The organism is Pseudomonas sp. G166 (genome assembly GCF_037027455.2).
GTDB lineage: Bacteria > Pseudomonadota > Gammaproteobacteria > Pseudomonadales > Pseudomonadaceae > Aquipseudomonas.
In genome coordinates this window covers 274591-286681 of the sequence record NZ_CP146985.1, presented here as the reverse complement: position 1 = coordinate 286681, position 12091 = coordinate 274591, and the positions used below count along the sequence as shown (strand labels likewise).

Sequence of the window (12091 nt, the reverse complement as noted above, 5' to 3'; positions counted from 1 at the left end):
AAGGGACGAGGCACTCATGAGTGAGGCTCCGCGGAAAAGGAAAGAGTGACGATCGAAAACGGACTCGGCAAAGGCAAGCCTCCTGTTGTGAGCGGGCAGCAAACCGACGGTTTAACTTGAATGAACGTTCAAGTTAAACATAGATAGGCAGCTAAGGACTAATCGCAGGGTTCGACGGTACGTTTCCTACGCGAGCCCGTGGGAGGGTAGACGCTGCTTGATGTGCATTCGTTCAGTGTTCAACAGACACCACACGCCCCTGTGGGAGCGAGCCTGCTCGCGATTGCAGTGTGTCAGTAAATAGATAGGCCAACTGAACCACCGCTATCGCGAGCAAGCTCGCTCCCACAGGTTTTTCGGTGCTCACAAATCATGCGTCCCCCTCCGACAAACGATTGCCGGTTGCCCATGAATATCGCCGTGCCTATAGTCCAGACATCTCCTACAACCAGTACGGCCCCATGATCAAACAACAGTTGGCCCGCTTTAATCGTCTCGACCTGCTCGGCCACCCGACACCGCTGGAAAAACTCGACCGCCTCTCCACCTGGCTCGGGCGCGACATCTATATCAAGCGCGATGACCTGACGCCCTTGGCGCTGGGCGGCAACAAGCTGCGCAAACTCGAATACCTGGCAGCCGATGCCCTGGCTCAAGGCGCCGATACCCTCATCACTGCCGGCGCGATCCAGTCCAACCATGTTCGCCAGACCGCTGCCCTGGCGGCGAAGCTGGGCCTGGGTTGCGTGGCGTTGCTGGAAAACCCCATAGGCACCGAGGACAGCAATTACCTGGGCAACGGCAACCGACTGTTGCTGGAGCTGTTCGACGCCAAGGTCGAATTGGTCGAAAACCTGGACAACGCCGATGAGCAGCTCCAGGCCCTCGCCGGTCGCCTGCGCAGCAATGGGAAAAAGCCGTATCTGGTGCCAATCGGCGGCTCCAACGCTCTGGGCGCGCTGGGCTATGTGCGCGCGGGCCTGGAACTGGCCGAGCAAATCAAAGACACCCGGCTTGATTTCGCCGCAGTGGTATTGGCCTCGGGCAGTGCCGGAACCCACAGCGGCCTGGCGCTGGCCCTCAGTGAAACACTGCCGGAGCTTCCCGTCATCGGCGTCACCGTTTCGCGCAGCGAGGAAGACCAGTTTCCGAAGGTCCAGGGTTTGGCCGAACGCACTGCCCAATTGCTGGATGTTGCCGTTCCAGCAGCCTTCAAGGTGAACCTGTGGGACGAATACTTCGCCCCGCGCTACGGCGAACCGAACGCCGGTACGCTGGCAGCGGTCAAGTTGCTGGCTAGCCAGGAAGGCCTGCTGCTGGACCCGGTCTATACCGGCAAGGCCATGGCCGGCCTGCTCGATGGGATTGGCCGCGACCGCTTCGACGAAGGCCCGATCCTCTTCCTGCATACCGGTGGCGCGCCGGCGTTGTTTGCCTATAACGCGGCGTTCCAGCCTTAGTGGAGACGTCTGTGGGAGCGAGCTTGCTCGCGATGACGGAGTGTCAGCTGAATAAATTTCGGCTGATCCACCGCCATCGCGAGCAAGCTCGCTCCCACAGGCATTCATTCCAAACAGGCATATACCATTGATTTAATATTATTTTCCAATCTATAAACGCCACCCTATAGTCTGGCCACAGGCGCATTTGCCGCGAGACGCCCGGGTTGCTTTAAGGCAGGATGTGGCAATCTTTTCGGATCGCGGCTACGCCTTTTCTCATCCAAAATAACGTCTTCATAAGAAAACACAGGGGCTTGTCATGAATTTCTCTGCATTACGTCGCAACCTGTTGGTGGGTTCGCTGGGCCTGGCACTGAGCGCCGGCCTGTTGGGGCAAGCGGTTGCCGGTGAGCAACTGCAAAAAATCAAAGACGCCGGCGTGATCAACGTTGGCCTGGAAGGCACTTACCCACCGTTCAGTTTCGTCGACGCCGACGGCAAGTTGGCCGGTTTCGAAGTGGAGTTTTCCGAAGCCCTGGCCAAGGAACTGGGCGTAAAGGTCAAGCTGCAACCGACCAAATGGGACGGCATCCTCGCGGCGCTGGAATCCAAGCGCCTGGACGCCGTGGTCAACCAAGTGACCATCTCCGAAGAGCGCAAGAAAAAATATGACTTCTCCACGCCATATACCGTTTCCGGGATTCAGGCGCTGACCCTGACCAAGAATAAAGACACCATCAAGACCGCCGCTGACCTGGCAGGCAAGAAAGTCGGCGTAGGCCTGGGCACCAACTACGAACAATGGGTGAAAACCAATGTTCCCGGCGCTGACGTACGTACCTACGAAGATGACCCGACCAAATTCCAGGACCTGCGCGTTGGCCGTATCGACGCCATCCTGATCGACCGCCTCGCCGCGCTCGAATATGCCAAGAAAGCCAAGGACACTGCCGCCGCCGGCGAAGCGTTCTCCCGCCAGGAGTCCGGTATTGCCCTGCGCAAAGGCGAGCCTGAACTGCTGGACGCGGTGAACAAGGCCATCGACAAACTTCGCGCCGACGGCACGCTGAAAAAGCTCTCGGAAAAATACTTCAGCGCTGACGTCACTCAATAATGGAAGAGGCTTTTCAACTCGCGCTGGACTCCGCGCCCTTCCTGCTCAAGGGCGCGTATTACACGGTCATCCTCAGCCTGGGCGGGATGTTTTTCGGCCTGCTGCTGGGGTTCGGCCTGGCGTTGATGCGCTTGTCGCGCTTCAAACTGGTGAGCTGGATCGCCCGCATCTACGTGTCGTTCTTTCGCGGCACGCCGCTGCTGGTGCAGTTGTTCGTGATCTATTACGGCTTACCGCAACTGGGTGTCGAGCTGGACCCGCTGCCGGCTGCCCTGATCGGCTTCTCGCTGAACATGGCCGCCTATGCCTGTGAAATCCTGCGGGCCGCCATCAGCTCCATCGAGCGCGGCCAGTGGGAAGCGGCGGCGAGTATCGGCATGACCCGCGCCCAGACCCTGCGCCGGGCCATCCTGCCGCAAGCCGCACGCACGGCCCTGCCGCCACTGGGCAACAGCTTCATTTCCCTGGTCAAGGACACCGCGTTGGCGGCGACCATCCAGGTACCCGAGCTGTTCCGCCAGGCACAGTTGATCACTGCGCGGACCTTCGAAATCTTCACCATGTACCTTGCCGCCGCGCTGATCTATTGGATTCTGGCGAGCGTGCTCTCGCACCTGCAGAACGTCCTGGAAGCCCGGGTCAATCGGCATGACCAGGAGTCCTGACCCATGATTGTCGTGGAAAAACTGACAAAGCAGTTCAAGGGTCAGGTGGTGCTCAACGGCATCGACCTGAAGATCGAAGAAGGCGAAGTGGTGGCGATCATCGGCCCCAGTGGCTCGGGCAAGACCACTTTCCTGCGCTGCCTGAACTTCCTCGAAGAACCCAGCAGCGGCCGGATCAAGGTCGGCGACATCGAAATCGATGGCAGCCGTCCGTTGAACCAGCAGCAGAATCTGGTGCGTCGCTTGCGCCAGCAGGTGGGTTTTGTGTTCCAGAACTTCAATCTGTTTCCCCATCGCACTGCGCTGGAGAACGTGATCGAGGGTCCGCTGGTGGTGAAAAAGACCCCGCGCGCAGAAGCCGAAGCACTGGGCCGCAAACTGTTGGCCAAGGTAGGCCTGTCTGGCAAGGAAGACGCCTACCCTCGGCGCCTCTCCGGCGGCCAGCAACAACGTGTGGCGATCGCCCGAGCCTTGGCGATGGAGCCCGCGGTGATCCTGTTCGACGAGCCGACCTCGGCCTTGGACCCGGAACTGGTGGGCGAAGTCCTGGCAACCATTCGCGGCTTGGCCGAAGAAAAACGCACCATGGTCATCGTGACCCACGAAATGGGCTTCGCCCGGGACGTGGCCAACCGCGTGGTGTTTTTCGACAAGGGTGTGATCGTCGAACAAGGCGAAGCCAAGGCGTTGTTTGCAGCCCCCAAGGAAGAACGCACTCGACAGTTTCTCAGCAAGTTCCTCTCGGCCGGACACGGCGCCCAGTAAGTTATTACAGCTGCCTCACTTCCAGGGACGGAAGTGAAACAACTGCAACAGAGCCAACATCGAACGGCCTGCAACTTATCAATAGCGAGACAACTTGCAACGCGCACGGCGTTCAACAAGCGTGCCGACATTTAAGATGTGCAACATGCGCATACCCACCGTAACACTTCCTTCGATCTGGGCAGCGATCCAATTTAGTCCCCAGGGCGCCTTCAAGCGCTTTACGCAAAAAAGGCAAGCCTAGGAAAAGGGCCTTCGACGCCAGGCATTATTGGCACCGGTGCGTAGGACATTTCTGAAGCCTTATACAATCAATTATTAAGCAAGGGCCTCTATTGACACTGAAACTACGGACCCCTTATCTAGTGGCCAACAGGCGACGCGCATTATTTGATTCTGCGCAGTGATTAACTACAGTCAGCCATCACGACTGCGCACATAAAAATATGTCGCGATTATCAAAGCGCCTTTGATCTTCCCGAAACGGACTTCGTTTTCAAGCATCAAGGAGAGCACCATGACATGTACGTCGAATATTCCTGAACTGGCCGCCCCCAACCTGGCCAATACCCGCCACAACGGCATCAACCGCACCAGCGCCGCTCACCTGGAGATTGCCATTGCCCCCTACCCCGGCATGGACGCGGGAGATCTGATCGAACTGTTCTGGGACAACTGCTACGTGGGTTCCCGCCTGCTCTCGCAGGCGGACTTGCAAGGCAGCGTTACGCTGCGGGTACCGGAGAGTTTCATCGTCAGCGGGACCTCGTGCATCCACTACCGCGTGATGCAGGTCGGGCGTGGACCGGCACTGTCCGCAGCGCGACGGGTGTACGTCAAGCTCGACTCCCCGGGCGGCCACCCGTCAGCCCTGAGCGGCGACGAAAACCAAGGGCTGGCGCCGGTGCGTATTCCCGAAGCCATCCGGCGTCAGGGCGTGAACCCGAGCCAGATCAAACGCGGCGTACCGCTGACTATCGAACCCTACCTGAACATGGCCGCCGACGATGCGGTCACCCTGCGCTGGGGCGATGTACGCATGGACCTGCCCCGGATCAAACCGTGCGAGGTAGGCCAGCCGATCAACATCTGGGTGCCGCCACAGATCATTCTCGAAGCCGGGGAAGACCTGCGCCTGGAAGTGACCTATTGCATCCTCGACCGCGTGGGCAACAACTCCCACTGGGCGCCGCCGCGGACACTGAAGATCGGCTGTATCAATCCCTACCTGAAAACCCCGCCCAAAGAAGCCCTCATGGCGGCTGAGCCGCGCCGCAAAAAAACTTGATACGGGACTTTTGCGAGGAACGCTTTTGTAGCGAGGGGGCTTGCTCGCTCGCTACAAAAGCCGCTTCGCCCCAGTGCGCGTATAGCCCCAATTTAAATCCAGCCTATACATATTCCTAAAAGTTAGTTCAAAAATAATTTACACACGCTTAGGGTATATAAACCGGACCACCGGACATTCTTGATTTTCGCTCGTCGCCTTCATCGCGGCGTTTTCTTGAGATGTGAGGTGGGTATGGAACGCAACGCAATCACCCCAGTGCAGAGCGCCACGGCACTGCTTGCAGCCACGGAGTGGCTGTGATGTCTGATCTGGCGCAAGCAAAGGTCCAGAGCGACCTGGACATCGCACCACTGCTGCTGCCCGCACAGGTGCTGCGCAACGATGCCGAGGCCATCAAAGCGGCCCAAGATCTGGCACAGGTCGCCCGTCGGCAGGCCGCGCGGCGCGATCAACAACGCAAGCTGCCATGGTCGGAGATCGAGCAATTCACCCGCAGTGGGCTGGGCAGCATCGCCATCCCTCGGGAATACGGTGGCCCACAAGTTTCGTTCGCCACCCTTGCCGACGTGTTCGCGATCATTTCCGCTGCCGACCCGGCCCTTGGGCAAATTCCGCAGAACCAGTTCGGCGTACTCCACCTGATCCTCGGCACAGGCACCGAACGGCAGAAAAAAATCCTGTTGCAGAGCGTGCTCGAAGGCTGGCGCATCGGTAATGCCGGGCCGGAGCGTGGTACCCGCAATACCCTTGAACTCAAGGCACGGATCACCGCTGACGGTGACGGTTTTGTCATCAGCGGTCAGAAGTTCTATTCCACCGGCGCGCTGTTCGCCCACTGGGTGGCGGTCAAGGCGCTGAATGACGAAGGCCGGCAAGTGTTGGCGTTCGTGCGCCGTGGCACTCCGGGCCTGCGGATCGTCGACGATTGGTCGGGTTTCGGCCAACGCACCACGGCCAGCGGCACTGTGCTGCTGAACAATGTGCGGGTCGACGCCGAACTGGTGCTGGATAACTGGCGTATCAACGAAACGCCGAATGTCCAAGGCGCGATTTCGCAACTGATCCAGGCCGCCATTGACGCGGGCATTGCCCGTGGCGCCATCGACGACGCCATCGCCTTCGTGCGTGAACGGGCCCGACCCTGGATCGACGCCAAGGTCGAGCGGGCCAGCGATGACCTGTACGTGATCGCCGACATCGGCAAGCTGAAAATCGAGCTGCACGCCGCTGAAGCTCTGTTACGCAAAGCCGGACACGTGTTGGACCAGGTCAGCGCCGCCCCGATCACCGCGCTGTCTGCTGCCCGCGCCTCGATTGCCGTGGCCGAGGCCAAGGTGCTCACCACCGAGATCGCCCTGTTAGCCAGTGAAAAGCTGTTCGAGTTGGCCGGCAGCCGCGCCACCCTCGCCGAATTCAACCTCGATCGCCACTGGCGCAACGCCCGGGTGCACACCCTGCACGACCCGGTGCGCTGGAAGTATCACGCCGTAGGCGCCTATCACCTGAACGGCACCTTGCCGGCCCGGCATTCCTGGATCTGACGACCCGACCTCTGGAGCAGTACATGACGCTTTCTCAACACGTCGCGGTGATCACCAGCGATGAACAAGCCCTGATCGTAGCCAGCGACCTGGCCGATGACTTCAAGCGCGACAGTGCCCTGCGCGACCGCGAGCGCCGCCTGCCGCACCCGGAGCTGGAGGCGTTTTCCCGCTCCGGCCTGTGGGGTATCAGCGTGCCCCAGGCCTATGGTGGCGCCGGGGTTTCCAACGTCACGCTGGCCAAAGTCATCGCGCTGATTGCCCAGGCCGACAGCTCGCTGGGGCAGATTCCGCAAAATCATTTCTACGCCCTGGAAGTGCTGCGGGTAAACGGCACTCAAGCACAAAAACAACGCCTGTACGCCGAAGTGCTGGCCGGCCAGCGTTTTGGTAACGCCCTGGCCGAACTCGGCACCAAGACCGCCCACGACCGCACCACCCAACTGCGCCGCGACGGCGAGGGCTATCGCATCAACGGCCGCAAGTTCTACGCCACCGGAGCGATCTACGCCCAGCGTATTCCCACCTCGGTGGTGGATGAAAATGGCGTGCAGCAGTTGGCATTCGTCCCTGGCCAAAGCAAAGGCCTGACGGTCATCGACGACTGGAGCGGCTTCGGCCAGCGCACCACCGGCAGTGGCTCAGTGGTGTTCGAAGACGTCTACGTCGCCGCCGAAGATATCGTGCCCTTCCAGAGCGCCTTCGAGCGCCCGACGCCGGTGGGACCACTGGCGCAGATTCTCCATGCGGCCATCGACACCGGCATCGCCCGCGCCGCCTATGAAGACGCCCTGCACTTTGTCCGCAGCAAGACCCGGCCATGGATCGACGCCACCAGCGACGTCGCCACCGAAGACCCGCACACCCTCAAGAGTTTCGGCCAACTGAGCATCCGCCTGCACGCCGCCGAAGCCCTGCTGGAGCGCGCCGGCAAGTTTCTCGACCGGGCCCAGGCCGACACCCAAGCCGAAACGGTCGCCGCCGCCTCGATTGCCGTGGCCGAAGCCCGCGCCATCAGCACCGAAATTTCCCTGGCCGCCAGCAGCACGCTATTCGAATTGGCTGGCAGCCAGGCGACCCTGGCCGAATATGGGCTGGATCGCCACTGGCGCAACGCCCGGGTGCACACCCTGCACGACCCGGTGCGCTGGAAATATCACGCGGTGGGTAACTTCTACCTCAACGATGAAAAGCCGCCGCTGCGGGGGACCATTTAATGGCCCACGGCAAGAAAAAAATCCTGCTCAACGCGTTCAACATGAACTGCATCGGGCACATCAATCACGGCTTGTGGACCCATCCCCAGGACACCTCGACCCAGTACAACACCCTGGAATACTGGACCGGGTTGGCACAACTGCTCGAGCGTGGGCTGTTCGACGGGCTGTTCATCGCCGACATCGTCGGGGTCTACGACGTGTACCAGCAGTCGGTGGACGTCACGCTCAAAGAGTCGATCCAGCTGCCGGTCAACGACCCATTGATGCTGGTGTCTGCGATGGCGGCCGTGACAAAAAATCTCGGTTTCGGCCTCACTGCCAACCTGAGCTACGAACCGCCGTACCTGTTCGCCCGCCGCATGAGCACCCTCGATCACCTGAGTCGCGGCCGGGTCGGCTGGAACATCGTCACCGGCTATCTGGACAGCGCCGCCAAAGCCATGGGCCTGACTGCGCAGGTCGAACATGACCGCCGCTACGACCAGGCCGACGAGTACCTGCAAGTGCTCTACAAGCTCTGGGAGGGCAGTTGGGAGAACGACGCCGTGCTCAATGATCGTGAGCAGCGGATCTATGCCCAGCCGGAGAAAGTGCACAAGGTCCGGCACCAGGGCGAGTTCTATCAGGTCGAGGGCTATCACCTTTGTGAACCATCGCCCCAACGCACGCCGGTGTTGTTCCAGGCCGGCAGTTCGGAGCGCGGCCTGCTGTTTGCCGGGCGGCATGCCGAGTGCGTGTTCATCAGCGGCCAGAACAAGCCGGCGACCAAGGTCCAGGTGGACAAGGTCCGCGCCAGCGCCGTCGAGGCTGGGCGCAACGCCGAAGACATCAAGGTGTTCATGGGCCTGAACGTGATCGTCGGCCAGACCGAAGCGGCCGCCTGGGCCAAGCATGCCGAGTACCTGGACCATGCCAGCGCCGAGGCCGGGGTGGCACATTTTTCCGCGTCGACGGGCATCGACTTTTCCCAGTACGAACTGGACGAACCGATCCAGTACGTCAAGAGCAACGCCATCCAGTCCGCCACCAAGACCCTGCAGAACAACGATTGGACCCGGCGCAAATTATTGGAGCAACACGCCCTCGGCGGTCGCTACATCACCGTGGTGGGGTCGCCCGAGCAGGTGGCCGACGAACTGGAGTCATGGATCGCCGAAACCGGCCTGGATGGCTTCAACCTGACCCGCATCGTCACACCGCAAAGCTATGTGGACTTCATCGACCTGGTGATTCCCGAGCTGCAACGACGCGGCGCGTACAAGACCGAATACGACGACGGCAGCCTGCGCGAAAAGCTGTTTCAGGCAGGGGCCCATCTACCTGGACGACACACCGGCTCCACCTACCGACACTGATCCCCTCGCCAAAAAAAACCGCACCTGACTATAAATGACTGGAAAAACCATGACCAAACACGCGCTCTCCCTACCAGTCAAAGCACTGGCCCTGGCCCTCGGCCTGTTCAGCTCGGCGCTGTTCGCTGCCGATGCACCGTTGAAAATCGGTACTACCGCCGCGTTCGCCATTCCCCTGGAGGCCGCCGTGGAAGAAGCCGGCAAGCAAGGCCTGAAAGTCGAGCTGGTGGAGTTCAGCGACTGGATCGCGCCGAACGTCAGCCTGGCTTCCGGTGATATCGACGTGAATTATTTCCAGCACATTCCGTTCCTGGAAAATGCCAAGGCCGCCGCCGGGTTCGACCTGGTGCCCTTTGCGCCGGGAATCATCAACAACGTCGGCCTCTATTCAAAGAAATACAAAAGCTTCGACGAACTGCCCGAGGGCGCGAGCGTGGCCATCGCCAACGATCCGATCAACAGCGGTCGCGGCCTGCAACTGCTAGCCAAAGCCGGGTTGATCACCCTCAAGCCAGGCGTAGGCTACAAGGCCACTGAAGACGACATCGTTGCCAACCCGAAGAAACTCAAGATCCTCCAGGTCGAAGCCGTGCAACTGGTGCGGGCCTATGAAGATGCCGACCTGGTGCAGGGCTACCCGGCCTACATCCGCCTGGCCAAGACCTTCGATGCCTCGTCGGCCTTGCTGTTCGATGGCCTGGATCACAAGGAATACGTCATTCAGTTCGTGATCCAGCCCAAGAGCAAGAACGACCCGCGCCTGGCCAAGTTCGTCGACATCTACCAGCACTCGCCAGCGGTGCGTGCCGCCCTGGACAAGGCCCACGGCAAGCTCTACCAGGCCGGCTGGGAAGGTTGACCATGAACGCCGTCAACGCTCGACTCCGACACGAAGCCCCCACGCTCCAGAGCGCGGAACAGACTGAACTGCACCCGGAGCTGAACCGTGCCCATGTGCGTTTCATCGGTCTGGGCAAGACCTACGACGGCAGCCAAGGTCCGGTGGCTGCATTGCACGGCATCGACCTGGCGATCCAACGCGGCGAGGTGTTCGGCATCATCGGCCGCAGCGGCGCCGGCAAGTCGTCACTGATTCGCACCATCAACCGTCTGGAACAACCCAGCAGCGGGCGGGTGCTGATCGATCAGGTGGACATCGGCGAGTTCGATGAGGACCGCCTGGTGGAACTGCGCCGACGCATCGGCATGATCTTCCAGCACTTCAACCTGATGTCAGCCAAGACCGTGTGGCAGAACGTCGAGCTGCCGCTGAAGGTCGCCGGCGTCCCCAAGGAACAGCGCCAGCGCAAAGTCCGCGAGCTGCTGGAACTGGTCGGTTTGCAAGGCAAGCACAAGGCCTACCCGGCGCAGCTCTCCGGCGGGCAGAAGCAACGGGTCGGGATTGCCCGGGCGCTGGTGCATGACCCGCAGATTCTGCTGTGCGACGAGGCCACATCAGCCCTGGATCCGGAGACCACCCAATCGATCCTCGGTCTGCTGCGCCAGATCAATCAGCGACTGGGCCTGACCATCGTGCTGATCACCCATGAAATGGCGGTGATTCGCGAAGTCTGCGACCGGGTGGTGGTGCTCGAACAAGGGCGAATCGTCGAGCAGGGCCCGGTTTGGGAAGTGTTCGGCAACCCGCAACATGAGGTCAGCCGGACGCTGTTGGCGCCATTGCAACACGCCGTGCCAGACGAGCTGCAAAGCCGCCTGCAAGCGCAGCCGGCATCGGCGGATGCAGCGACCGTGCTGCGCGTGCAATTCACCGGGGTTGGCCGTGACGAGCCAGACCTCGCGGCGTTGTTCAGCGCCCTCGGCGGACGGGTACGGCTGTTGCACGGCGGCATCGAACGGATTCAGGGCCACGGGCTGGGGCAATTGCTGCTCGCGGTGAGCGGCTCGTCATGGGGCGCCGAGGAATTGCGTCAACGTGCCGGCAACTGGGCGCAACGGGTGGAGGTGCTGGGTTATGTGGTTTGATCGTTTATTGCAGGGTTTCATCGACACGTTCCTGATGGTTGGCGTGTCGTCGCTGATCGCGCTGCTGGCGGGCATTCCGCTGGCGGTGATCCTGGTCACCAGCGGCAAGGGCGGGATCTATGAAGCGCCAGCCTTGAATCGCGCCTTGGGCGCGTTCGTGAATCTGTTTCGCTCGATACCGTTCCTGATTCTGATGGTGGCGTTGATTCCGTTCACCCGGCTGATCGTCGGCACTACTTACGGCGTCTGGGCTGCGGTGGTTCCATTGACTATCGCCGCCACGCCGTTCTTCGCCCGCATCGCCGAAGTCAGCCTGCGGGAGGTCGACCATGGCCTGATCGAAGCCGCCCAAGCCATGGGTTGCCGCCGTTGGCACATCGTCTGGCATGTACTGCTGCCCGAAGCCCTGCCCGGGATCGTCGGCGGCTTTACCATCACCCTGGTGACCATGATCAACTCCTCGGCCATGGCCGGAGCGATTGGCGCCGGCGGCCTGGGCGACATCGCTTATCGCTACGGCTACCAACGCTTCGACAGCCAGATCATGCTCACGGTGATCGTGTTGCTGGTGGCCTTGGTGGCGGTGATTCAGCTGGGCGGAGACCGCTTGGCGCGGGGCCTGAACAAACGCTGACGCGGGGTTTTTCATGTGGGAGCGAGCTTGCTCGCGATTGGCTGCGAAGCCGCCAGTGTCCTTGCGGTATAGTCGGCT

General features: G+C 61.0%; 11 protein-coding genes. All 11 read left to right on the top strand.

The features are described 5' to 3' along the window. Positions 1–461 precede the first annotated feature (461 nt). The 11 genes from SGN16_RS01240 to SGN16_RS01190 all read left to right on the top strand — a co-directional run bounded on the left by SGN16_RS01240 (position 462) and on the right by SGN16_RS01190 (position 12013). Positions 462–1460, top strand: coding sequence for a D-cysteine desulfhydrase (locus SGN16_RS01240; RefSeq protein WP_335943926.1), 999 nt, complete (start codon positions 462–464; stop codon positions 1458–1460). Positions 1461–1761: 301 nt separating this feature from the next. After that, complete coding sequence (gene tcyJ / locus SGN16_RS01235; RefSeq protein ID WP_210642343.1) at positions 1762–2556, top strand: cystine ABC transporter substrate-binding protein; 795 nt, start codon at positions 1762–1764, stop codon at positions 2554–2556. Continuing rightward, positions 2556–3221 (top strand): cystine ABC transporter permease, encoded by a 666-nt coding sequence (gene tcyL, locus SGN16_RS01230; RefSeq protein WP_135843164.1) that lies wholly within the window; start codon positions 2556–2558, stop codon positions 3219–3221. Before tcyJ ends, tcyL begins: the two co-directional genes overlap by 1 nt. A gap of 3 nt (positions 3222–3224) precedes the next feature. Then, complete coding sequence (tcyN, locus tag SGN16_RS01225; RefSeq protein WP_210642342.1) at positions 3225–3986, top strand: L-cystine ABC transporter ATP-binding protein TcyN; 762 nt, start codon at positions 3225–3227, stop codon at positions 3984–3986. Between the two features lie 517 nt (positions 3987–4503). Next, the gene (locus SGN16_RS01220) at positions 4504–5274 is read left to right on the top strand and encodes a hypothetical protein (RefSeq protein ID WP_210642341.1); all 771 of its coding nucleotides are present in this window, start codon (positions 4504–4506) and stop codon (positions 5272–5274) included. A gap of 302 nt (positions 5275–5576) precedes the next feature. Then, positions 5577–6818, top strand: a complete 1242-nt coding sequence (locus SGN16_RS01215) for an SfnB family sulfur acquisition oxidoreductase (RefSeq protein ID WP_335943701.1) — start codon at positions 5577–5579, stop codon at positions 6816–6818. A gap of 23 nt (positions 6819–6841) precedes the next feature. Next, positions 6842–8035 (top strand): SfnB family sulfur acquisition oxidoreductase, encoded by a 1194-nt coding sequence (locus tag SGN16_RS01210; protein WP_210642339.1) that lies wholly within the window; start codon positions 6842–6844, stop codon positions 8033–8035. After that, positions 8035–9393, top strand: a complete 1359-nt coding sequence (locus SGN16_RS01205; protein ID WP_210642338.1) for an LLM class flavin-dependent oxidoreductase — start codon at positions 8035–8037, stop codon at positions 9391–9393. Before SGN16_RS01210 ends, SGN16_RS01205 begins: the two co-directional genes overlap by 1 nt. Positions 9394–9442: 49 nt before the next feature. After that, the gene (locus tag SGN16_RS01200) at positions 9443–10252 is read left to right on the top strand and encodes a MetQ/NlpA family ABC transporter substrate-binding protein (protein ID WP_335943700.1); all 810 of its coding nucleotides are present in this window, start codon (positions 9443–9445) and stop codon (positions 10250–10252) included. Between the two features lie 2 nt (positions 10253–10254). Continuing rightward, a complete protein-coding gene (locus SGN16_RS01195) occupies positions 10255–11379 on the top strand; it encodes an ATP-binding cassette domain-containing protein (protein WP_335943699.1) in 1125 nt (374 codons plus the stop codon). Then, positions 11369–12013: a methionine ABC transporter permease gene (locus tag SGN16_RS01190; protein WP_025211262.1), complete on the top strand. Its 645-nt coding sequence runs from the start codon at positions 11369–11371 to the stop codon at positions 12011–12013. Before SGN16_RS01195 ends, SGN16_RS01190 begins: the two co-directional genes overlap by 11 nt. The last annotated feature ends 78 nt before the right edge of the window (positions 12014–12091 follow it).